Genomic DNA, 22,709 nt, shown 5'->3' with positions numbered 1-22,709 from the left:
CAATAAAAATGAGAACAAACATCAGAACAATTATCGGAATCGCATTTGCATCAGCATTGGTATTGACCATATCTTGTAAAGGAAAAACAGAGGAGGCAAAGGAAACTTCCACCGAAGCGACCATGGAGCATGAAGGGCATGATATGGACAACATGAACCATGAAAATCATAACATGGGTGATATGGAAACCAAGGATATGCAAGGCAAGGAGTATACATCCACGTATGTATGTCCTATGCACTGCGAAGGCAGTGGCAGTGATACAGAAGGGAAATGCCCGGTTTGTGGGATGACCTATGTTTTGAATACGGAGCACATGAAGGACGGGCATACCCATAATTAAGCTTCGAGAACTTTACCCACCCACTAACATCGAGTATGATCATTAAAGTCAAAAATATGGTGTGCGACCGCTGCAAGAGCGTTTTGAAAGACGAGTTTCAAAAGGCGGACATTGTCGTGGTGAAAATGGATTTGGGTGAAATCCAGTTCTTGGATGATGCATCGCATCGCATGGACGATATTCGGGAGATTTTGGTCAGCAATGGGTTTGAGCTGATCGAGAATCCAAACGACACCCGCATTGCTGAAATCAAAAAGCATGTACTCATGGCTTTGAATCATGGGGTGGACCGGAATCTCTCGGAGTATCTGTCCGACAAAATGAAAAAGGAATATTCGGTGCTAAGCAAACTTTTCAGCGCCACCGAGGGGATGACCATTGAAAAGTTTTTCATCAGGCTCAAAATTGAAAAGGCCAAGGAACAGATCCAAATGGGAAACAAAACCTTTTCGGAGATTGCCTATGATTTAAACTATGCCAGTGGTAGTCATTTGGCCAAGCAGTTCAAGGCCATCACCGGAATGTCCATGGGGGAATATCAAAAACTTCAGCAGTGGGACAGAAAGGCTTGGGACCAAATTGTATAACAATTAACCAAAATTGTAAAAGTAGTTGACCGGAGGATGCGGTAGTTTCGACATAAAAACAAAAACAATGAAGCACACCTATCACATACACGGAATGACCTGCAACGGATGTAGGGGCCATGTGGAAAAAACCCTTTCCGAGGTTGACGGGGTGATTTCCGCTGAGGTCAATTTGGAAAAGGCCGAAGCCATTATTACCATGAAGGAACATATTCCCTTGGAACGGTTTCAACAAGCCTTGGAAAAGGATGGGGGAAGGTACAGTATCCATATGCCCGGTCATCACCATCCACCCCAACCAAAAGAAAAACCCGCAGTGAAAAATGGAACAGGGGTCTTTTACTGCCCCATGCATTGCGAAGGGGACAAAACTTATGACCAGCCTGGTGATTGTCCGGTCTGTGGAATGGATTTGGTAGAGGAACAGAATTTGTCCGCTTCCTCCTCAGAACAATGGACCTGCCCCATGCACCCGGAAATTGTTCGGGACGAACCCGGTAGCTGCCCTATCTGTGGGATGGATTTGGTCCCCAAAAAGCCAGATCTTTCAGCAGAGGAGAAAACGTATAAAAAATTGATCAAAAAATTCTGGCTGGCCTTGGCATTTACCTTGCCTATTTTTTTGATCGCCATGAGTGAAATGGTGCCCAACAATCCATTATACACCATTTTATCACAAAAATATTGGAACTGGGTGCAGTTTGCGCTGTCCCTGCCCGTGGTCTTTTACGCCACTTGGATGTTTTTTGAACGGGCCTATAGAAGTATCAAAACCTGGAACCTGAACATGTTCACCCTCATAGGTATTGGTGCCGGTGTGGCTTGGACTTTCAGTGTTTTTGGGATGCTTTTTCCGGATTTCTTCCCGGAACAGTTCAAAACAGAAGCTGGTACGGTACACGTCTATTTTGAGGCTGCAACAGTAATTCTCACCTTGGTGCTTTTGGGTCAGGTATTGGAAGCTAGGGCCCATAGTAAGACCAATTCCGCCGTAAAGGAACTATTGAAGCTCGCCCCGAACAAAGCGGTCAGGGTAGTGAACGGGGAAGAGGAGGAAGTTCATATTGATGACATTCAGTTAGGGGATATTTTGAGGGTAAAGCCCGGTGAAAAGATTCCTGTGGATGGTATGGTGATGGAAGGTCAGACGGCCATAGACGAGTCCATGATCACGGGTGAACCCATTCCTGTGAACAAGGAAAAAGGAGATAAGGTAAGCAGTGGTACCATCAACGGGAACACATCATTCTTAATGAAAACCGAAAAAGTGGGGTCGGACACCCTATTGTCCCAAATCATTAAAATGGTGAACGATGCCAGTCGCAGTAGGGCGCCTATCCAGAAATTGGTAGATACCGTATCTGGATATTTTGTGCCCATTGTGGTGGCCATAGCCGTGGTCACATTTGGTGTTTGGGCCATTTGGGGACCAGAGCCCGCCTATGTATATGCGTTGGTCAATGCCATCGCCGTATTGATCATTGCCTGTCCCTGTGCCCTTGGATTGGCCACACCCATGTCCGTTATGGTAGGGGTGGGTAAAGGGGCCCAACATGGGGTGCTGATCAAAAATGCCGAAGCATTGGAAAAAATGAGCAAGGTGGATACGCTTATTGTGGACAAGACCGGTACCATTACCGAAGGGAAACCCACCGTTGAAAAAGTAGGAACATTCGGCGACAATGATGAGAACACGGTTCTGCAATACATGGTTTCCTTGAACAACCTTAGCGAGCATCCCTTGGCACAGGCTACTGTGAATTATGGAAGGGAAGAGAAAGTTGATTTTTTAAAGGCTGATGGATTTGAAGCCGTCACCGGAAAAGGGGTCCAAGGAACCGTAAATGGAAAGAAGACCGCTTTGGGCAACCGTAAGATGATGCAGCAAATGGACATAGAGGTGTCTGAAAAGATGGAAGCTGAGGTAAAAACCTATCAACAGCAAGGAAAGACCGTTTCCTATTTGGCCATCGATGGAAAATCAGCGTGTTATGTGGTCATTGGCGATCGCATCAAGAAAACCAGTGCAAAGGCCATCAAGGCGTTGCAGGATAAAGGGGTGAGTGTGATCATGCTTACGGGAGACAACCGGGATACCGCCCAAGCCGTGGCCAATGAACTTCATTTGTCCGACTTTGAAGCGGGTATGCTGCCCGAGGATAAACTTAAAAAAGTATCGGAACTCCAATCCCAAGGTAAGGTGGTGGCCATGGCCGGAGATGGTATCAATGATGCTCCTGCATTGGCCAAAAGTGATGTTGGGATTGCCATGGGAACAGGTACCGATGTGGCTATGGAAAGTGCCTCTATTACCTTGGTAAAAGGAGATTTGCATGGTATTGTCAAGGCATTCAACCTGAGTGGTGCCGTCATGGGCAATATCAAGCAAAACCTGTTCTTTGCCTTGGTATATAACACCTTGGGGGTTCCTATCGCTGCGGGAGTGCTCTATCCTTTTTTTGGATTGTTACTCTCTCCCATGATAGCGGCCTTGGCCATGAGCTTTAGCTCCGTATCGGTCATTGCCAATGCACTCAGACTTCGAACTAAATCAATCGACTAAATAATGGTAAAACGACAAACAGCAATCAAAATTCGAAAGACCCACAGGTACTTGGGTATCTTTTTGGGGATCCAATTCCTCATGTGGACGATCAGTGGGATGTATTTCAGTTGGACGGATATTGATGAAATCCATGGAGATCATTTCAAACAAATGCCGCCCAAGATCACATCTTTTTCCAATCTTTTGGGAACGGATAGCCTAAACGGTGTCAACGGGATTGCATCCATGGAGCTTTTGGAGATTGCTGGTCAACCCTATTATTGGATCAATGGGGCACAGTTGTTCAATGCCAAAACCGGGGAACAAAAGAAAAGTGTAAGTGAAGAAGAGGCCTTACAAGTGGCGGCCGATCATATGCGCCCTGACCTTAAGGTCAGTTCCATTGTCCAGATCAATGAAGTGGGGCCGCATCATGAGTATCGAGGAAGACCCTTGCCCGCTTATGAAATTTCGTATGGGACTTCTGAAGAATTAAAGGCTTATGTGGCCCTCAACAATGGGGCATTTCAAACGGTACGGCACAGGGATTGGCGTTGGTTTGATTTTTTATGGATGACACATACCATGGACTATCAAGGTCGGGATGATTTTAATACCCTGTTGCTCAGGGGGTTTTCTTTATTGGGACTGATTACGGTATTGAGTGGTTTCTTACTTTGGTTCACGTCTTCCCCATCCGTTCGAAAAGTGGTTAAACAAAAAAATAAATAGCATGAAAAAGAATAGTGTATTTGTTGCAGTTGCAGCCGTGGTTGGACTTCTTTTAGGATATCTGATTTTTGGTTCAAACGCTAGCGATGAAGGTTCTGCCGATGGACATGATCATAGCGAGGAAATGACATCCGGTCAAATGTGGACCTGTTCCATGCATCCCCAGATCATGCAGCCGGAACCTGGCGATTGTCCTATCTGTGGTATGGATTTGATTCCGGCAAGCTCTTCAGGTGAAGGTCTCGCCATGGGACAGATAAGAATGTCCAATAATGCCATGGCGCTCGCTGGTGTGGAAACCGTGACCGTGGGGGCTGGGATGACAGGGGAAGGCAGTGTGAAACTCTCTGGAAAAGTGGCTATCAACCAAGAAGCGGATGCCGTGCAATCTGCCTACTTCAATGGGAGGATGGAAAGGCTCAACATCAATTTTGAAGGCGAAGAGGTGAGAAAGGGGCAACAACTGGCCACTATTTACTCTCCCGAGCTGGTCGCTGCACAACAAGAATTGATTACGGCGGCCAATTTGAAGGCTTCCCAACCGGCGCTTTATGCCGCGGTTCGAAACAAGCTTGCCTTTTGGAAACTTTCTGAAAATCAAATCAATGAAATTGAAAACTCAGGAAAGGTTCGTGAAAATTTCCCGGTATATGCCAATGTTTCGGGAGTGGTTTCGGAAATCATGGTCGAAGAAGGGGATTATGTAAGCACCGGCTCACCTTTGGTGAAAGTGGCCAACTTAAATTCGGTTTGGGCCGTTTTCGATGCCTACGAGAACCAATTGTCACTTCTTAAGAAAGGACAAAGCCTTGCGGTGCGGACAAAGTCGTACCCCAATGAAGCTTTTAATGCGAAGATTTCCTTTGTGGATCCCTTGTTGAACAGTTCCACCAGGACCCTTGAGGTGCGTGCGAATTTGGATAACAGAAAAGGGTTGCTGAAGCCAGGGATGTTTGTTACGGCCGAAATCCAATTGGAGAATAATACCAAAACGGAAGCCCTTACCGTTCCGGAAAGCGCGGTTCTTTGGACCGGAGAACGTTCGGTGGTTTATATAAAGCCAAATTCCGAAGAAGGGATTTTTGAGATGCGCGAAGTGACCTTGGGAAATTTGGTCAATGGCAATTATGTGATAGCTGCTGGATTGAGTTCAGGGGAGGAGGTTGTCGTCAAGGGAGCCTTCACCGTGGATGCGGCTGCACAGCTCCAAGGGAAAAAATCCATGATGAACCAAGAGGGAAAAACTATGGGAATGAACCAAGATCATCATTCAAGCATGGGAGGTGGTATGAAAATGGAGTTTTCCGAAGAGGCACAAAATACGTTTGGAGATTTGCTAGAGGTATATTTAGAGTTAAAAGATGCTCTGGTTGCTTCGGATCCGGTGCAGACCCAGAAACTTGCCCAGAAAGGAGCGGGCATGGCCTCAACCATTTCGGGCTTGCCAATGGATGGTATGGGGAAGAGCCATATGTCACAATTGGCCATACAATTTAAGGATATGGCTTCAAAAAGAGATTTGGAAGGTCAACGGGATGAATTTGTTCTTCTTTCCCAAAATATGATTCAAGTTGGGCAACAAATGCAAGGGTTGAATGTAAAACTATATGTACAACAATGTCCCATGGCCAATCAAAACAACGGGGCAAATTGGCTGAGTTTAGATGCCGAAATCAAAAATCCCTATTACGGTGAAGCCATGTTGAAATGCGGAAGTGTAGTGGGTGTAATAAACTGATAATCAAACTATAAAAAATATTTTATTTCCAGTTTAGTTAATATTTAGCCAATAAAAATCATTGAATTGAAAACTGATATACATTTACTTCAGTTTTTAATTTATTGACTCATGAAACAAGCGAAGTCAACTGGAAAGTCATCTCCTGCCAAAGCTGTAAAAAGCAATGCCAAGAAGACTACCCAAGCTACTGGTAAGAAGAAGTAACTTGTGGTTTTTTGGCCCAAAGGGCCATAACTGAAAAAAAGAAAACGCCCTGATTTTCATCAGGGCGTTCCTATTTTAAATCCCGAAAGGATATTACATCATTCCTGGCATTCCGCCACCACCCATTGGAGGTCCGGCAGGAGTATCTTCCTTGATGTCGGTCAATGCGCACTCAGTGGTCAAGATCATACCTGCAACCGAAGCGGCATTTTCCAAAGCGATACGGGTCACTTTCTTGGGATCGATGATTCCAGCTTTCAACATGTCAACATATTGATCGGCCTTGGCATCGTAACCAAAGTCCTTCTTACCTTCCAAAACCTTGGAGATTACAACAGAGCCTTCGCCTCCAGCGTTTTCAACGATGGTACGCAATGGAGCTTCAATGGCCTTGGCCACGATCTGAACCCCAGTGGTTTCATCCAAAGATTCGGTTTCCAATTTCTCAAGGACTTTCTTGGCGCGAACCAAAGCAACACCACCTCCGGCAACAATGCCTTCTTCCACAGCGGCGCGGGTAGCATGCAAAGCATCGTCCACACGGTCTTTCTTCTCTTTCATTTCCACTTCAGAGGCAGCACCTACGTACAATACCGCAACACCACCAGCCAATTTGGCCAAACGCTCTTGCAATTTTTCCTTGTCGTAATCTGAGGTTGTAGTCTCGATTTGAGCCTTGATCTGGTTTACTCTGGCTTTGATGTCAGTCGCTTTTCCTGAACCGTTTACGATAGTGGTATTGTCCTTATCGATGGTTACGGTCTCGGCAGTACCCAACATATCCAAAGAAGCATTTTCCAAAGAGAAACCTCTTTCTTCAGAGATAACGGTACCTCCGGTCAAGATAGCGATGTCTTCCAACATGGCTTTTCTTCTGTCCCCGAATCCGGGAGCCTTCACAGCGGCAATTTTAAGACCACCTCTCAATTTGTTCACTACCAAAGTGGCCAAAGCTTGTCCTTCAACATCCTCTGCGATGATCAACAACGGTCTTCCTGACTGCGCAACGGGCTCAAGAATAGGAAGGATTTCCTGTAGGTTGGAGATTTTTTTATCGAAAAGAAGAATGTAAGGACTCTCCAAATCGGCAATCATTTTGTCAGTGTCGGTCACGAAGTAAGGAGAAAGATATCCTCTGTCGAACTGCATTCCTTCCACAACATCTACGTAAGTATCGGTACCTTTGGCTTCTTCTACGGTGATGACACCTTCTTTACCTACTTTTTCAAAGGCAGTGGCGATAAGGTCACCAATGGTGTCGTCATTGTTGGAAGAAATAGCGGCAACCTGCTTTATTTTGTCTGTATCGCTACCTACTTTTTTGGCTTGTTTTTCCAAATCGGCCACCAAAGCTTCAACAGCTTTGTCAATACCGCGTTTCAAATCCATGGGATTGGCACCTGCAGCAACGTTTTTCAAACCTTCTTTTACAATTGCTTGTGCCAAAACAGTTGCGGTAGTGGTACCATCACCGGCTTGGTCATTGGTTTTGGAAGCAACTTCCTTCACCATTTGGGCACCCATATCTTCTAGGGCATCCTCCAATTCAATTTCTTTTGCAACGGATACACCATCCTTGGTCACTTGGGGAGCGCCAAAGGATTTACTGATGATCACGTTTCTTCCCTTGGGACCCAAGGTTACTTTTACGGCTTCGGCCAATTTATCAACGCCTCGTTTCAGGCCGTCCCGTGCATCTATATCAAACTTAATGTCTTTTGCCATTTCTTTTTAGTTGATTTTTAATTAAACAATTGCCAAAATATCACTCTCGCGCATGATCAAATAATCCGTTCCGTCCAATTTAAGTTCGGTTCCGGCATATTTTCCATAGAGTACGGTATCTCCAACCTTTACGGTCACTTTTTCATCCTTGGTACCAGGTCCAACGGCAACTACATTGCCTTTTTGGGGTTTTTCCTTTGCATTGTCCGGGATGATGATACCGGAGGCAGTTTTGGTCTCAGCCTGAAGAGGCTCGATCAAGACCCGATCCGCCAATGGTTTGATGCTTACTTTAGCCATATTTTTACTTTTTAGGTATTTGTTTTTAAAATTCTCGAAATATTGGGGCAGAAATTATGCCATTGCCCAAAAACTGACATTATGGAAAACAAAAATGCCAGCTTGTCATTCAAGCTGGCATTTTTGTATCTGTTGTCATTGTTCTTAGTTGATCGTGTCAGCGGGATTTGTGGTATCTGCCGCAGGAACCTGCTCTGGAACTTCTTCAGGAAGCGCTTCCGGAACAGCTGTTTCCGTACCATCACCTTGCAATAATTTGGAATCTGCTTGGCTGTAGCTTCCCTTTAGGGAAACGTTGGAAAGCAAAATCAAAACAATCAACAAAGTGGCCAAAGTCCAAGTACTTTTATCCAAAAAGTCCCCTGTCTTTTTTACACCACCAACAACTTGGTTTCCGCCACCTCCAAAAGAGGAGGACAACCCACCACCTTTAGGGTTTTGGACCATGATGACCAAGACCAACAAAAGGCACACGATAATGATCAATATCAAAAAAATGGAAAACGTGCTCATTGTATATTATTCTTTTTCTTTCTGCAGCTTCTTCACCGCCCGAATTTGGTCTGCAAAGAAACCACTTTTTTCTGGATATTTCAAACTCAATATTTTAAAGGACTGAATGGCCTTTTTGTACTTCTTTTGTTCCAGATAGACCTTGGCCAAGGTCTCTGTCATAAGCTCGTTTTTATCGAACTTGGTGGACTCCTTGATGTTCACCTTGGCATTGGCATTTTCTGTAGGGACAATTTTGGGATTGTTTTCGATAAACTTGTCCAAGAGCTCAAATTTTTTCTTTTTCTCCAACTCCTCCATGACCTCCTGTGTCTCTTGGGGCTCCTCCGCTTCATGTTTGGAAGTGAGTTTGAGCCATTCGGTAAAGGAATGCTTTTCTTTTTTGGTAAAGGGAATGGGCTTGCCCAATTGCAGTTCGGCTTCTGGAGTGGGTTCTTCCTCTTTGTTTTCCTCTGAAACGGAATCTTCGGGGGTTTTGGATTTGAACAGGGCCGGATTCAATATTTGTTCGGCATCCTGAAGGTTTTGGGGCAAAGCCACTTCTTCGGCATCCACCAGCATGGCTTTTACGGTCTCACTGGGTTCAATTTCCTCTGAAACGGCATTTTGATCTTCCAGTTTACTTCCTCTTCCGGCAATGGTGTCGGCAATATTGTTCTGTACAAATTCTTGGGATGTAATGTAATCGAACAACACCTCACGGTCCGCCGTATGGGCCGCGGCCACTTTTAGGGCCCCATTGTATTTGTAGCTGTCCAGATTTTTAAGCCCCTTCAAGTGCAGTGCCCGTGCGGCTTGAAAATAGGGATACTCCTCAATAATGTCTTCCAGCTCCCTGGTCTGCTTTGGGGACAGGATCGTGTTCGATTTTTGAAGAATATGTATAAAATCCGATACGTTCATAGTCATTACCAATTTCCTAAGGACGCGTTGAAAATGTCCTGGGTAAGGCGTTCAAAAATTTCCTCGTGCGCTGCTGCTTGGATTGACGTCAAAGAAGCCGCTGCATCAAAATCATAGAAAAAGGAAAATCGTCGTTCAAAATCTGAGTCATCCTTTGTGGTATTGTAAAACCGAACATTCACGCTCATGGTCAATCGGTTTTGAGCCGTTCTTTGGTCCGAGGTTGCCGTCATGGGAATGACCTTGTATTCCACAATTTCACCTTCGTATAATAAATCTCCATTGCTTCCCGTGAGCGATAGACTTGTGAGGTTGTTGATCATGTCCTGTAGAGCCAAGGTAAAATCGCGATCCAAACCGGGCACAATGGTAGAACCAGGGCTTTGGTCGGCATAATTCTGGAAAAAATTGACTTGAAAACTGGTGGCCGTTCCTATATCCGCTCCTGAAAAATTATAGGCCCCACAACTATAAAAGCTGATGATCAACCCTAAAAGCCCAACTTTAAAACCATTTTTTTTCATAAATCCCATTACAGATCGTATTGTTTTATTTTTCGATACAAAGTCCGTTCCGAAATGCCCAATTCGGTTGCGGCGGCCTTGCGTTTTCCTCGATTGCGTTCCAAGGATTTTTTGATCAGCTCTATTTCCTTTTCCTGTAAAGATAGGGTTTCTTCCTCTTGGATCTCCTCGGCAAAATGGTACCGGTCTTCTTGGGGCTGGGACACGACCACCGGGTTTTCCACTACGGGTTCCGGCAAGTGCAGTACCTCGGCCATGGACTCTTCTTCCTGCTCAAACTCTTCTTCCTTGCCTCCGTAAATTTTACGGATCAAGGTCTCATTTTCCTCCTGTACCTTTTCGGAATTGTCGTTCTTCAACAGTTCCAAGGTCAATTTTTTTAAATCGTTGAGGTCACTTTTCATATCGAACAAGACCTTGTACAAGATTTCCCGCTCGTTGCTGAAGTCGCTTTCCTTTTTGGTCTGCCCTACCACTGCCGGTAGATTGGATCCAGTTGAATTGGGCAGATAGCTGTTCAAGGTTGCCGCAGAAATGTTCCTGTCTTCCTCAAGCACCGAAATCTGTTCCGCTATGTTCCGCAATTGCCTAATGTTGCCCGGCCAACGGTATTTCAATAATAATTGAACCGCATCATCCTCCAGTCGGATGGTGGGCATTTTGTACTTCTGTCCAAAATCCGAAGCAAACTTCCTGAACAACAAATGGATATCGTCCCTGCGTTCCCGAAGGGGAGGGATACCAATTTCCACGGTGCTCAACCTGTAATAAAGGTCTTCCCGGAACTTTTCCTTTTTAATGGCCTCGAACATATTGATGTTGGTAGCGGCCACAATTCTAACATCCGTTTTTTGGACTTGGGAAGATCCTACTTTTAAAAACTCACCATTTTCCAAAACACGGAGCAACCGCACCTGGGTGGTAAGGGGAAGTTCACCCACCTCGTCCAAGAAAATGGTTCCACCATCGGCTACCTCAAAATATCCGCTTCGGGTCTGGGTGGCTCCGGTAAAGGCCCCTTTCTCGTGGCCAAACAATTCACTGTCTATGGTCCCTTCCGGAATGGCCCCACAGTTTACGGCAATATATTTGGCGTGTTTGCGGTGCGATAGGGAATGGATGATCTTGGGAATGGCCTCTTTTCCCACCCCACTTTCGCCGGTCACCAAAACCGAGATGTCCGTGGGGGCTACTTGGATGGCCTTTTCTATGGCACGGTTGAGCTTGACATCATTGCCAATGAGCTCAAACCGTTGTTTAATGGATTGAACATTCTCCATATATTAGTTGTTCTTTGAGTATTCCAAAGCCTCGCCGATGAGAGTGGCAGAGGTACAATCATTGATTTTTACGTTCACAAACTCACCCACCTGATAGTTTTCCTTTGGAAAGACCACCACCGTATTTTGCGAATTCCGGCCCATCCAGTGGGCATCGGATTTTTTGGAGGGCCCTTCAATAAGGACTTCCTCTATTTTGCCCACATGTTGCTGGGTGCGGTACAGACTGTGTTTTTGTTGTATTTCGATGATTTCCGTAAGGCGTCTTTTCTTGACGGCTTCAGGAATATCGTCCTCCATCTTTCTTTCGGCCAAGGTTCCGGGCCTTTCAGAATAGGCAAACATGAACCCAAAGTCATATTTCACATACTCCATGAGGCTCAAGGTATCTTGATGGTCCGCTTCGGTCTCTGTTGGGAAACCGGTGATCATATCCTGACTAATGGCACAATCGGGGATGATATTTTTAATATTGTCAATAAGCTCAAAATATTCCTCCCGGGTATGCAGGCGGTTCATCTCCTTTAAAATGCGGTTGCTGCCACTCTGTACAGGTAGATGGATATACTTGCAGATATTTTCATATTTGGCCATGGCCTCGATCACATCCAAGGTCATGTCCTGCGGATTGGATGTGGAAAAACGGATGCGCATTTTAGGTTGGGCCAAGGCTACAAGCTCCAAAAGTTTGGCAAAATTCACTGAAGTGGCCTTCTGCATCTCGGAAGCCTTATCAAAATCTTTTTTGAGTCCGCCACCATACCAAAGGTAGCTGTCCACATTTTGGCCCAAAAGGGTAATTTCCCTAAAGCCTCTTTCCCAAAGATCGTTCACTTCTTCCAAAATGGACTGGGGGTCACGACTACGTTCCCGTCCTCGGGTAAACGGAACCACACAGAAGGTGCACATATTGTCGCAGCCTCGGGTAATGGATACAAAGGCGCTGATACCATTGGAGTTCAAACGGACCGGCGCCACATCGCCATAGGTTTCATCCTTGGATAGGATAACGTTTACCGCATTGCGGCCTTCGTCAATTTCTTGGATAAGGTTGGGAAGATCCTTGTAGGCATCGGGTCCCACTACCATATCCACAATTTTTTCCTCTTCAAGGAATTTGCTTTTCAAACGTTCGGCCATACAGCCCAAAACCCCTACTTTCATTCCGGGGTTGGTCCTTTTTACGGCATTGAACTTTTCCAGTCTTTTGCGCACGGTCTGCTCTGCCTTTTCACGGATGGAACAGGTGTTAACGAGTACCAAGTCGGCTTCCTCAAGCTTCTGGGTGGTATTGAAACCTTCCTTGGCCAAAATAGAGGCCACGATTTCACTATCCGAAAAGTTCATCTGGCACCCATAACTTTCTATATAAAGTTTACGGGAGTTCTTTTCGTTGTTCTCTAGAGCCAAGGTGCTTCCCTGCTGGCTTTCGTCTATAATTTTCTCTACGCTTTCGTCCTTGATCATATAGCTACAATGGGCTGCAAAGATAGTGCTTATTCCATTTTAGTGACAATTTGGCAGTGTTTTTTAATGATCCATTAGGTTTTTTTGGTTAATGTTGATGTAGGGTTTGCCCAAATCATTTGTATTATGAACTTTACTGATTTATCCCAACGCATCGAACAAAGCAATTCCTTGGATTTTGGAAGCATATTCAATGCAACCATTGAACTCTTTAAAAAGGTATGGCTTCAAGGATTTATTACCTTGCTCCTGACTTTTGTTTCCATCCTACCCTTTTATATTGTCCTGTACAGTCCCTTGATTGCTTATGGCATAACCGATCCCGCATCCTTTGAAAATGGACAGGCGCCTCCAGGAGCCTTGATTTTTATGTTTTTGTTGATGCCCTTTTTCTTCCTTGCGGTAATGACCATAGGTCTTTGCTTGAATGCGGCCTTTCTGCGGATATGCAAGCAGAACGATCTTGGGGAAGTAGAAAAGGATGCTTACTTTTTCTATTTGAAGAAACCGTATTTGGGGAAAGCACTGATGCTATCCCTTATCATGCTGGGATTGGTTTTTTTGGCGATGCTCACCTGCGGATTGGGAATCATTTATTTGATTGTTCCCATGTCGCTCTTCCCCGCTTTTTTGGCTTTTGGTGAAGATTTAACGGGAATGGAGATGGCAAAGGCAGGATTTGCCTTGGGAAATAAAAACTGGGGAATCATCATTGCCTTGCTCTTGGTAACAAGTTTGGTAGCCCAGTTGGGAGTGATACTGTGCTTCGTGGGAGTATTTTTCACGGCCATGTTGAGTAAGATACCTGTCTATTTTATCTATAAGAATACCGTTGGTTTTCAAGATGATATGGAAGTTTAAGGTAAAATTTGCGCAACTTTCTTTTTAGGGTTTCATCTAGGGTAATAAAAAACAACACCCAATGAAAAAGAAAATTCTATTCCTATTTTCCTTGACCCTATTGCTTTTTGTTTCCTGTGACGACGATGAACCTAAAGGCGAGTATACCGAGTACTTGGTGGCCAAACCCATTGTGATGAGCCAGGCCGAATTCTCTGAAAGTGTGGATGTGATAGCACCACGCCCCATTGAAGAATCTGGAAAGATATATACCTATAAAGACTACATTTTTGTCAATGACAAGTATCAGGGCATTCATGTGATCAACAATGCCAATCCACAGCAACCCGTAAAAATTGGTTTCATCAGAATTATTGGAAATGTGGATATCTCCATCAAGGACGATTATCTGTATGCGGACAGTCTTATGGATTTGGTGGTTCTTGATATCTCGGACATCAATACTATCAATCAGGTGGCCCGATTGAAAAATGTATTGAACAACAATCAGGGTTTCTTTCCATTTGAAGCGGATGTAGTGGAATATGATGAGTTTAACAATATTGGGGATGGAATTCTTGTTGGCTGGGAAGTGGTTTCAGAGCGCCTTACCGAAAAGGAATACCAGACCCGTTTCGGAAATTATATGATTGCCTTCGCTGAAGATGCCAACATGGCCACTGATGCAGGGGGAGGAACTGGGCAAGGCGGTTCTTTGGCCCGGTTTAAGATTGTGGACGATTACCTCTATGCGGTGGACAGCCATAACATCAATATTTTTAATATTTCCGATTTGGACAATCCGGAAGAGAAGGAAGATGTCTATGCTGGATTCGATATCGAGACCATTTTCAACAAGGACAACCATCTGTTTTTGGGCAGTATGAGAGGGATGTACATTTATGACATTACCAATCCTGCGGAACCTACTTTTGTTTCTGAATTTGAGCATGGTACCGCTTGCGACCCAGTAGTGGTGGATGGGGACTACGCCTATGTTACTTTGCGGGGCGGCAATTGGTGTGGAGCTACGGAAAGTGGGTTGTACATAGTGGATATTTCCAATATTGAAAACCCCGAGTTGGCCATTATCTATTCCATGGAGGGACCTTATGGGTTGGGAATCAAGGATGAAAAACTTTTTATCTGTGATGGGGATGCTGGTCTTAAGATATATGACAAGACCGATATCAATGACCTTCAGGAGTTAAATCATTTTGAAGATATTGTTACGTTTGATGTTATTCCCTTGGAAGATCATTTGATTATGGTGGGCGATGAGGTGCTGTATCAATATGAGTATTTGGAGGATGGAATAAAGCTCATCAGCCAGATAGGGCTTAACTAAAAAACACATCATGTTACACTTGAATATCCCGTTTTCCACGGGATATTTTTTTGCCCAAAAGTTTGGAAAAAATTCAAAATCGAAATTTTGATATACTTTTGTTACCACAAAACCCAGTGCATGCCAAAGAATTTAGTGATTGTTGAGTCCCCCGCAAAGGCTAAGACCATAGAACGTTTTTTAGGAAAAGAGTTTCAAGTTGAATCCAGTTTTGGGCATATCGCGGATTTGCCCTCCAAGGAACTTGGTGTAGACGTAGAAAACGATTTTAAGCCAAAATATACCGTAGACAAGGAGAAGAGGGCCTTGGTAAAAAAGCTGAGGGACTTGGCTAAAAAGGCGGAAACCATCTGGTTGGCCAGTGATGAGGACCGAGAGGGAGAGGCCATTTCTTGGCACTTGGCAGAAGAGCTGAAATTGGACAAGGACAAGACTAAGCGCATTGTTTTCAATTCCATTACCAAATCGGCCATCCAAAAAGCCATTGAAAATCCCCGGGACATCAACTATAACTTGGTGAATGCGCAACAGGCCCGTAGGGTCTTGGACCGTTTGGTGGGTTATGAGCTTTCCCCGGTACTTTGGAAAAAAATCAAACCGGGACTTTCTGCAGGACGGGTGCAATCCGTAGCCGTTCGTTTGATTGTGGAGCGGGAACGTGAAATTGAAGGGTTCACCCCCGAGGCATCGTTCAGGATCAGGGCCGATTTTAAGACTGCAAATGGGAGTGTATTTTCTTCCAAACTCAACAAAACCTTTCCTACCAAAGAGGCTGCGGCCACTTTTCTGGAGCAAAACATAGGAGCCGATTTTTCGGTGGCGAATCTGGATAAAAAACCGGCGAAAAAATCCCCGGCACCCCCGTTCACCACTTCCACACTTCAGCAGGAAGCATCCAGAAAACTCTACTTTTCGGTGAGTAGGACCATGCAAGTGGCCCAACGACTATATGAGGCCGGACTTATTACTTATATGAGAACGGACAGTGTGAACCTATCCAACGAAGCATTGAGTGCCGCCAAGGAGGCCATCGTTCAGAACTATGGGGAGAACTACAGTCAAGTACGGAACTTTACCGGGAAATCCAAAGGGGCACAGGAAGCGCACGAAGCCGTTCGCCCCACGGATATGAAATTACAGTCGCCCTCCCTGGAAAGGGATCAGGCCAAACTCTACGAACTTATTTGGAAACGTACCTTGGCCTCCCAAATGAGCGATGCCCAATTGGAGCGTACCAATGTAAAGATCAAGGCCAATTCGCATAGCGAAGAATTCACGGCCAATGGAGAAGTGGTCAAATTTGATGGATTCCTAAAAGTATACTTGGAAAGTACCGATGAAGAGGATTTGACCGAGGAACAGGAAGGCATGCTTCCGGCCATGCAGGTCGGTGAGGCCCTTCAGAATGTTTTTATATCGGCCACAGAGCGTTTTACAAGGGCGCCTTATCGCTATACGGAAGCCTCATTGGTGAAGAAACTCGAAGAATTGGGTATAGGAAGACCATCAACCTATGCCCCTACCATTTCCACCATACAGAATAGGGGTTATGTGGAAAAAGGAACCGTGGAAGGTTCAGAACGCAAATATGTACAGTTGGTCCTTGAGGAAGGGAATATTTCCGAAAAAGGACTTTCTGAAATGGTGGGCTCCGATAAGGGAAAATTGGTGCCAACGGATATCGGAATGATCGTTAATGATTTCTTGGTGGACCATTTTACCAAGATTCTCGACTATAATTTTACCGCCCAAGTAGAGGAAGATTTTGATGAGATCGCCGCAGGGGAAGAGGATTGGCAAGAAATGATGAAAACCTTCTACAAGGATTTTCATCCCAATGTACTTGAGGTTGAGGAAAATGCGGAACGTGCCAGTGGGGAACGTGTTTTGGGTACCGACCCAAAAACAGGACGGCAAGTAGCAGCCAGATTGGGACGTTTTGGTCCCATGGTCCAAATTGGAACCGTGGATGAAGAAGAGAAACCTTTGTTCGCGAGCCTTTTGCCCGAACAGTCCATAGGCACCATTACTTTTGAGGAAGCCATGGAGCTTTTTGAATTACCGCGAAAATTAGGGGAATATAAAGGAGAGGAAATTGAAGCCAATGTAGGTAGATATGGACCTTATGTACGTTTTGGAAAAAAATTCATTTCCCTTGCCCAAGGCGAAAGTGCTTTTGATGTGGATTTGGACCGCGCCATAGAATTGATCAAGGAAAAGGAAAAAGCCGATGCCCCGATTGCCAACTATGAAGGTAAAGAGGTGACTAAAGGTACGGGAAGGTTTGGACCTTTCATCAAATGGGATGGGATGTTCATCAATGTGAACAAAAAATACGATTTTGACAATCTTTCCCAATCCGATATTGAACAACTCATCGAGGATAAAAAGAAAAAGGAGGCCGAAAAGCTGGTACAAGAATGGCCAGAGGAAAAAATACGCATAGAAAAAGCCCGATGGGGAAGGCATAATATCATAAAGGGAAGAATCAAAGTGGAACTCGCCAAGGATGTGGATGCCACAAAAATTTCCTTGGAAGAGGCACAAGCCCTTTTGGAAAAGAAATCACCTAAGAAAAAAGCCAAAGCAAAAGCGAAAAAATAATATGGCATTCGATTTTTTGGTCCCCGTCAAGGACAAGGTATTGGCATTTTCCGAATTGTTGCCACCACAGGCACTGGGAAAGAATATCCATATGCATACCGAAAAGGACGGGCTTCCCGTCTTTGCCCACGCCGATGTGGCCATATTCGGAGTAAAGGAATCCAGAAATGCCTTTGAGAAGAAAACGGAAAAATTGGATTTGGAAGAAATCCGGATTCAATTGTACCGACTTATGATGGGCAATTGGAACTCCACCATCATCGATATTGGGGATGTGGAGGAGGGTGAGACCGTTGAGGACACCTATTTTGTGGTCAAAGAAATCGCGGCCGGACTGCTGGAAGAAAACATCATACCTATTATAATAGGATATACCCAAGATATTACCCTGCCCACATACAGGGCTTTTGACAAGATCAGGGATATGGTGAACCTGGTCTCCATAGATAGCCGTTTTGATTTTGGGGAGGATGAGGAATTGATTTCCTCCCATTCCTATATGAGCCGTATCATCACGGACAAGCCCAATAATCTTTTCAATTTTTCCAACATAGGATACCAAAGCTATTTCAATGCGCAAGAGGAAATTGATCTTATGGAGCGCTTGTTCTTTGATGCCTATCGGTTGGGGGAAATAGCCTCCAACATTGAATTGGCCGAACCTGTTCTACGAAGCAGTGACATTGTAAGTTTGGACCTGCGCGCCATTAGGGCGGCCGAGATGGGTTCGCACAAAAACTTTTCCCCCAATGGTTTTACAGGAAGGGAAATCTGTGCCATTGCCCGTTATGCCGGTATCAGTGATCGTGTATCCCTGTTCGGTATCTACGAAGGGGAAAACTCGTACCAGGCCTTTCAAATGATTGCCCAGATCGTATGGTACTTTATAGAGGGGTTGAGTTTTAGGATTCAAGAAAAACCCACATCCAAAAGTGAGGACTTCACCAAGTTTACCGTGCCCACGGATACCGAGGAACTGGTCTTTTACAAAAGCCACGTTACCGAACGTTGGTGGGTTGAAGTTCCATCAATTTTACCCCAACATAATAAAACAAATTCGGTGGCGTTATTACCTTGCACCGAAGGGGACTATTTGGATGCTTGCAACCAGAACATTCCAGAAAGGTGGTTCAAGGCCTATAGAAAGGGCCTTAACTAAACAAATTAATTTTTAAGCATTGATTGTTCTTACACAATAAATTATTCAAAAAATAGTTTTGAGAGTAATGAATTTGTGTTGCACCGTTTATAATCTTGAATCGAAAATTTAACCTAAAGTATGAGAAAGCTATTCATTTCATCTATAGCACTTGTTTTTTTGCTTAGCAGTTGCGGCTCTAAATCGAGGTCGAAAGGTGAACTAGTTGGGGCCCCTGGAAAGAAATGGCATCCCGAGAAACCCTATGGAATGGAACTGATTCCACGAGGTGCCTTTGTTATGGGTAAAGCCGAGGAAGACCAGGCCAAAGTATTGAATGCTCCCACAAGAACGGTTACCGTACGTTCTTTTTATATGGACGATACGGAGATCACCAATAGTGAGTACCGTCAGTTTGTGGAGTGGGTAAAGGATTCCATTGTACGGACCAGATTGGCCATCTTGGCAGATGAGTTGGGGATTAGCCCAGAAGATGAAGGTATTGGAGAGTATGCTTTTAAGGATACGGACACTACCGAACTTTCGGTCTATGACAAGTATATGTTGGACAACTACGCAGGTCTGGGGGAAACCGGATATGAGGGACGTGGTTTGAACAAAGATGTGGATTTGGTATGGGATACTTCCGAGTATCCAGATGAATACTATGCCGAGGTAATGGATTCCATTTATCTTTCAGAAGAGGAAAGCTACAACGGTCTACGATCTATTGATGTTACCAAACTAAAATATAAGTACAGCTGGATGGATATTGAGGCTGCCGCACGAGCCCGTGCTGGTAGCAGAAAAGAGTTTATCCAGCATGAGGAGTTGGAGATTTATCCAGATACCACCGTGTGGATCAGGGATTTTGAATATTCCTATAATGAGCCCATGCACAACGATTACTTCTGGCACGATGCCTATAGTGATTACCCTGTGGTTGGGGTAAACTGGATGCAGGCCAAAGCGTTCTGTAACTGGAGGACCAAATTCAAGAACGATGATCAAAAGTCTCGTGGAAGACAATTTGTGAACCAGTTCAGATTGCCTACCGAAGCCGAGTGGGAATATGCTGCCCGTGGTGGCATTGAAGGAGGTACTTACCCTTGGGGTGGTCCTTATGTAATCAGTGATACCGGTTGTTTTATGGCTAACTTTAAGCCACAGCGTGGAGATTATGCAGCAGATGCCGCTTTGTATACCGTAGAGGCCAAATCGTTTGAGCCCAACGAGTACAACCTGTACAATATGGCGGGTAACGTATCGGAATGGACCAGCTCCAGCTTTGATCAAGGCGCTTATGAATACCTGTCCACCATGAACCCCAACGTAGGTTCTGGACAAAACCAAAGAAAAGTGATCCGCGGTGGATCTTGGAAGGATGTGGCATACTTCCTTCAGGTGAGTACCAGGGATTATGAATATCAGGATTCCGCCAGAAGTTACATCGGTTTCAGGACCGTACAGGACTATATGGGTGAAGAGGATTCCACCAACGGAAGCAGAAGCGGATTATAACAATTAAGAATTAGAGAGAACATTATATAAATAAACCAGTAACCAAATACTTATTTATATAACTTAATTAAAACTAGAATTATGGCACAGTCAAAATCAACAAAAAAGCTGTTTAACATGGCCTACGGGCTTGGAGCATCGGTGGTAATCATTGGTGCATTGTTCAAGATCCTTCACTGGGAGTTTGGACCCCTTACAGGTGGACTTCTTCTTGCGGTAGGTCTTATTACTGAAGCATTGATCTTCGCTATCTCTGCATTTGAACCTGTGGATGACGAATACGATTGGTCCTTGGTGTACCCAGAATTGGCCGGTGGTCAACAGAGTGCTTCCAAAAAACAGGACGCCAAAGAAGCCCAGGAAGCTGAAGGACTTCTTTCCAGAAAATTGGATGACCTTCTTAAGGAGGCCAAGATTGATTCTGAGCTTTTCTCCAACTTGGGTGAGAGCATCAAGAGTTTTGAAGGTGCTGCCAAGAATATCACTCCAACCACAGATGCTATCCAACACACTAAAAAGTATTCTGAGGAATTGTCCCACGCCGCTGCCCAAATGGAGTCTTTGAACAGCTTGTACAAAGTACAGTTGGAAAGCGCCAGCAGACAAGCTTCCATCAACGAGGAAGTTGTGCAGAATGCAGGAGCCTTGAAAGACCAAATGGAGTCTTTGGCCACGAACCTTTCCTCCTTGAATGGAGTTTATGGAGGTATGCTTTCCGCCATGGGTAGCAAGAACTAATTAGGATATCGATTAAATGATATCAAACCCCAAATCAAATTAATTTATAATTCTAATTAGATAAACATGGCATCAGGAAAACAAACACCACGTCAGAAGATGATCAACCTTATGTACTTGATCTTCATCGCGATGTTGGCACTTAATATGAGCAAGGAAGTACTTGCCGCTTTCGGACTAATGAACGAAAAGCTGGAAACTTCCAACACTAGAATGGACTCCAGTAATTCCGATTTCTTGGCAAGCTTGGGAACCAAAGCTGAAGAGAATGAGGCAGAGTACGGAACATTGTACCAAAATGCTCAGCAAATCAAAGAACTTTCCGATAAGTATTATACCTATCTGGAAGGATTGAAACAAGAAATGACCAAGGATCTTGAAGATCCCAAAGACTATGTGGTCATGGACAAATCTGACTATTTGGACCAGAAGTTTTTCCAGGGAGATAACCTAGGCCCTGAAGGAAAAGAGTTCATGAAGCAGATCAACGATTACCGTGAAGGTGTTGTCAATACATTGCCCGAAGGGAAGTTTACCGCTGTTAAAGAAGCTGTAAAGACCCGTTTTGCAACTGGTGACGCCGATGGTAAGGTAGAGAAAAGGGACGGTACACGTCAAGATTGGATCAACTATCACTATGAAGGGTTCCCATTGGTGGCCTCTTTGACCAAGTTGACCCAATTGCAGGCCGATATCAAGACTACTGAGCAAGAGGTATTGAAAAACCTTTTGGAAGGTAACTTGACCGCTGCCGTATCCTTGACCAATTTTGCCAGTTCTTTGGCGGCCCCTAAAACGGCCTACTACTCTGGTGAAAAGTATGATGGTAAGATCATTGTAAGTAAAACCGATAAGACATCAACCCCTGTTAAAGCAGAGTTGACGTTGGATGGTAGAACTTTGGCCGAAGGTAAAGACTACGCTTTGGAAGCTGGAGGTATTAAAATGTTGATCAGTGCCGGTACCCCAGGTGACCACACCATTAAAGGAACCATGTACTTCATGCAGGATGGAAAAGAAGTGCCCGTTGAGGTGAACAATACCTTTGCGACCATTTCCATGCCTAATGCTGCAGTTATCTCTGCAGATAAGATGAACGTGGTGTATCGAGGTGTTGCCAACCCAATGACCATCTCCATTCCTGGTATTCCAGATAATAAGGTATCTGCATCCGCTGCTGGTTTGACCAGAAGAAGTGGTAGCCAGTACGTTATGAACCCAGGTACAGGTAGGTCCGTTACCATTACCGCTTCAGGAACATTGCCTGATGGTAAAGGTATCTCTACCAAGTCTGAGTTCCGTATCAAGGATATTCCAAGACCCGGTGGTACGGTTCGTGGAGAGTCTGGTAGCGTTAAGATGCCAAGAAAGAATCTTGAGATCTCTACCATTGGTGCCATGTTGGAAGACTTCGATTTTGATTTGAACCTTGCCGTTGGGCAGTTCAAGTTCAAAGTGCCTGGTCAGCCTACCGTGGTTGTAAATGGAAACAAATTGGACAACCGTGCCAAGTCTGCCTTGCAAAGGGCACAACGAGGCGATGCGGTTCAGATTTTCGATATCCAAGCCTATATCACCAACAACAAGAGCTACAAGTTGAAGAAAGTATCTCCGGTTGTGGTTGAGCTTACAAACTAATAAAGTATAGAAGTGAT

Annotated in this window: 19 protein-coding genes; 12 read left to right on the top strand and 7 right to left on the bottom strand. The window is 44.7% G+C overall.

The genetic code is table 11. From position 1 onward, the window contains the following. Positions 1–8: 8 nt before the first annotated feature. The 5 genes from F8C76_RS09970 (at position 9) to F8C76_RS09950 (ending at position 5,946) form a co-directional block, all read left to right on the top strand. Positions 9–344, top strand: a complete 336-nt coding sequence (locus tag F8C76_RS09970; RefSeq protein ID WP_152131605.1) for a heavy metal-binding domain-containing protein — start codon at positions 9–11, stop codon at positions 342–344. Positions 345–379: 35 nt separating this feature from the next. Then, positions 380–931 (top strand): helix-turn-helix domain-containing protein, encoded by a 552-nt coding sequence (locus tag F8C76_RS09965; RefSeq protein ID WP_152131604.1) that lies wholly within the window; start codon positions 380–382, stop codon positions 929–931. Between the two features lie 67 nt (positions 932–998). After that, positions 999–3,494, top strand: a complete 2,496-nt coding sequence (locus tag F8C76_RS09960; protein WP_152131603.1) for a heavy metal translocating P-type ATPase — start codon at positions 999–1,001, stop codon at positions 3,492–3,494. 3 nt (positions 3,495–3,497) lie between these two features. Next, positions 3,498–4,208 (top strand): PepSY domain-containing protein, encoded by a 711-nt coding sequence (locus tag F8C76_RS09955; RefSeq protein ID WP_152131602.1) that lies wholly within the window; start codon positions 3,498–3,500, stop codon positions 4,206–4,208. Position 4,209: 1 nt separating this feature from the next. Beyond that, the gene (locus tag F8C76_RS09950; protein ID WP_152131601.1) at positions 4,210–5,946 is read left to right on the top strand and encodes an efflux RND transporter periplasmic adaptor subunit; all 1,737 of its coding nucleotides are present in this window, start codon (positions 4,210–4,212) and stop codon (positions 5,944–5,946) included. Positions 5,947–6,246: 300 nt separating this feature from the next. On the opposite strand, the gene groL is transcribed toward F8C76_RS09950, so the two are convergent. The 7 genes from groL to miaB all read right to left on the bottom strand — a co-directional run bounded on the left by groL (position 6,247) and on the right by miaB (position 12,865). After that, a complete protein-coding gene (groL, locus tag F8C76_RS09945) occupies positions 6,247–7,878 on the bottom strand; it encodes a chaperonin GroEL (protein ID WP_129653473.1) in 1,632 nt (543 codons plus the stop codon). Positions 7,879–7,899: 21 nt separating this feature from the next. After that, positions 7,900–8,178 carry a co-chaperone GroES gene (locus F8C76_RS09940; RefSeq protein ID WP_116216218.1) on the bottom strand — a complete coding sequence of 93 codons (279 nt, stop codon included), beginning with the start codon at positions 8,176–8,178 and terminating at the stop codon, positions 7,900–7,902. A 144-nt stretch (positions 8,179–8,322) separates the two neighbouring features. Then, complete coding sequence (gene secG / locus F8C76_RS09935; RefSeq protein ID WP_129653472.1) at positions 8,323–8,691, bottom strand: preprotein translocase subunit SecG; 369 nt, start codon at positions 8,689–8,691, stop codon at positions 8,323–8,325. Between the two features lie 6 nt (positions 8,692–8,697). Beyond that, positions 8,698–9,594 (bottom strand): DUF8458 domain-containing protein, encoded by an 897-nt coding sequence (locus F8C76_RS09930; RefSeq protein WP_152131600.1) that lies wholly within the window; start codon positions 9,592–9,594, stop codon positions 8,698–8,700. Positions 9,595–9,599: 5 nt separating this feature from the next. Continuing rightward, on the bottom strand, positions 9,600–10,127 hold the full coding sequence (locus F8C76_RS09925) for an LptE family protein (protein ID WP_129653470.1): 528 nt from the start codon (positions 10,125–10,127) through the stop codon (positions 9,600–9,602). Next, entirely contained in the window at positions 10,127–11,398 is a 1,272-nt protein-coding gene (locus F8C76_RS09920) for a sigma-54 interaction domain-containing protein (protein WP_152131599.1), read from the bottom strand. Before F8C76_RS09920 ends, F8C76_RS09925 begins: the two co-directional genes overlap by 1 nt. A 3-nt stretch (positions 11,399–11,401) precedes the next feature. After that, complete coding sequence (gene miaB, locus F8C76_RS09915) at positions 11,402–12,865, bottom strand: tRNA (N6-isopentenyl adenosine(37)-C2)-methylthiotransferase MiaB (RefSeq protein ID WP_152131598.1); 1,464 nt, start codon at positions 12,863–12,865, stop codon at positions 11,402–11,404. 126 nt (positions 12,866–12,991) lie between these two features. Here miaB and F8C76_RS09910 point away from each other — a divergent pair, with 126 nt between their 5' ends. The 7 genes from F8C76_RS09910 (at position 12,992) to porM (ending at position 22,692) form a co-directional block, all read left to right on the top strand. Further along, positions 12,992–13,726: a hypothetical protein gene (locus tag F8C76_RS09910; protein ID WP_152131597.1), complete on the top strand. Its 735-nt coding sequence runs from the start codon at positions 12,992–12,994 to the stop codon at positions 13,724–13,726. A gap of 61 nt (positions 13,727–13,787) precedes the next feature. Next, positions 13,788–15,053: an LVIVD repeat-containing protein gene (locus F8C76_RS09905; protein WP_152131596.1), complete on the top strand. Its 1,266-nt coding sequence runs from the start codon at positions 13,788–13,790 to the stop codon at positions 15,051–15,053. Positions 15,054–15,173: 120 nt separating this feature from the next. Then, positions 15,174–17,657 (top strand): type I DNA topoisomerase, encoded by a 2,484-nt coding sequence (topA, locus tag F8C76_RS09900; protein ID WP_152131595.1) that lies wholly within the window; start codon positions 15,174–15,176, stop codon positions 17,655–17,657. A 1-nt stretch (position 17,658) separates the two neighbouring features. Continuing rightward, positions 17,659–18,816 (top strand): formimidoylglutamase, encoded by a 1,158-nt coding sequence (locus tag F8C76_RS09895; protein WP_152131594.1) that lies wholly within the window; start codon positions 17,659–17,661, stop codon positions 18,814–18,816. A 120-nt stretch (positions 18,817–18,936) separates the two neighbouring features. Continuing rightward, positions 18,937–20,316, top strand: coding sequence for a T9SS ring complex lipoprotein PorK/GldK (gene porK, locus F8C76_RS09890; protein WP_152131593.1), 1,380 nt, complete (start codon positions 18,937–18,939; stop codon positions 20,314–20,316). A gap of 81 nt (positions 20,317–20,397) precedes the next feature. Further along, complete coding sequence (porL, locus tag F8C76_RS09885; RefSeq protein WP_129653462.1) at positions 20,398–21,054, top strand: type IX secretion system motor protein PorL/GldL; 657 nt, start codon at positions 20,398–20,400, stop codon at positions 21,052–21,054. 66 nt (positions 21,055–21,120) lie between these two features. After that, positions 21,121–22,692, top strand: coding sequence for a type IX secretion system motor protein PorM/GldM (gene porM, locus F8C76_RS09880; RefSeq protein WP_152131592.1), 1,572 nt, complete (start codon positions 21,121–21,123; stop codon positions 22,690–22,692). The last annotated feature ends 17 nt before the right edge of the window (positions 22,693–22,709 follow it).

Origin of the sequence: Flagellimonas olearia (assembly GCF_009184425.1) — a bacterium.
In the GTDB taxonomy this organism is placed as follows: domain Bacteria; phylum Bacteroidota; class Bacteroidia; order Flavobacteriales; family Flavobacteriaceae; genus Flagellimonas; species Flagellimonas olearia.
The sequence above is the reverse complement of the archived record's forward strand: the minus strand, read 5'-3'. Positions and strand labels throughout refer to the sequence as shown.

Coding starts and splice junctions, on each gene's coding strand:
- F8C76_RS09970 (WP_152131605.1), top strand. CDS start 9: ATGAGAACAAACATCAGAACAATTATCGGAATCGCATTTGCATCAGCA.
- F8C76_RS09965 (WP_152131604.1), top strand. CDS start 380: ATGATCATTAAAGTCAAAAATATGGTGTGCGACCGCTGCAAGAGCGTT.
- F8C76_RS09960 (WP_152131603.1), top strand. CDS start 999: ATGAAGCACACCTATCACATACACGGAATGACCTGCAACGGATGTAGG.
- F8C76_RS09955 (WP_152131602.1), top strand. CDS start 3,498: ATGGTAAAACGACAAACAGCAATCAAAATTCGAAAGACCCACAGGTAC.
- F8C76_RS09950 (WP_152131601.1), top strand. CDS start 4,210: ATGAAAAAGAATAGTGTATTTGTTGCAGTTGCAGCCGTGGTTGGACTT.
- groL (WP_129653473.1), bottom strand. CDS start 7,878: ATGGCAAAAGACATTAAGTTTGATATAGATGCACGGGACGGCCTGAAA.
- F8C76_RS09940 (WP_116216218.1), bottom strand. CDS start 8,178: ATGGCTAAAGTAAGCATCAAACCATTGGCGGATCGGGTCTTGATCGAG.
- secG (WP_129653472.1), bottom strand. CDS start 8,691: ATGAGCACGTTTTCCATTTTTTTGATATTGATCATTATCGTGTGCCTT.
- F8C76_RS09930 (WP_152131600.1), bottom strand. CDS start 9,594: ATGAACGTATCGGATTTTATACATATTCTTCAAAAATCGAACACGATC.
- F8C76_RS09925 (WP_129653470.1), bottom strand. CDS start 10,127: ATGGGATTTATGAAAAAAAATGGTTTTAAAGTTGGGCTTTTAGGGTTG.
- F8C76_RS09920 (WP_152131599.1), bottom strand. CDS start 11,398: ATGGAGAATGTTCAATCCATTAAACAACGGTTTGAGCTCATTGGCAAT.
- miaB (WP_152131598.1), bottom strand. CDS start 12,865: ATGATCAAGGACGAAAGCGTAGAGAAAATTATAGACGAAAGCCAGCAG.
- F8C76_RS09910 (WP_152131597.1), top strand. CDS start 12,992: ATGAACTTTACTGATTTATCCCAACGCATCGAACAAAGCAATTCCTTG.
- F8C76_RS09905 (WP_152131596.1), top strand. CDS start 13,788: ATGAAAAAGAAAATTCTATTCCTATTTTCCTTGACCCTATTGCTTTTT.
- topA (WP_152131595.1), top strand. CDS start 15,174: ATGCCAAAGAATTTAGTGATTGTTGAGTCCCCCGCAAAGGCTAAGACC.
- F8C76_RS09895 (WP_152131594.1), top strand. CDS start 17,659: ATGGCATTCGATTTTTTGGTCCCCGTCAAGGACAAGGTATTGGCATTT.
- porK (WP_152131593.1), top strand. CDS start 18,937: ATGAGAAAGCTATTCATTTCATCTATAGCACTTGTTTTTTTGCTTAGC.
- porL (WP_129653462.1), top strand. CDS start 20,398: ATGGCACAGTCAAAATCAACAAAAAAGCTGTTTAACATGGCCTACGGG.
- porM (WP_152131592.1), top strand. CDS start 21,121: ATGGCATCAGGAAAACAAACACCACGTCAGAAGATGATCAACCTTATG.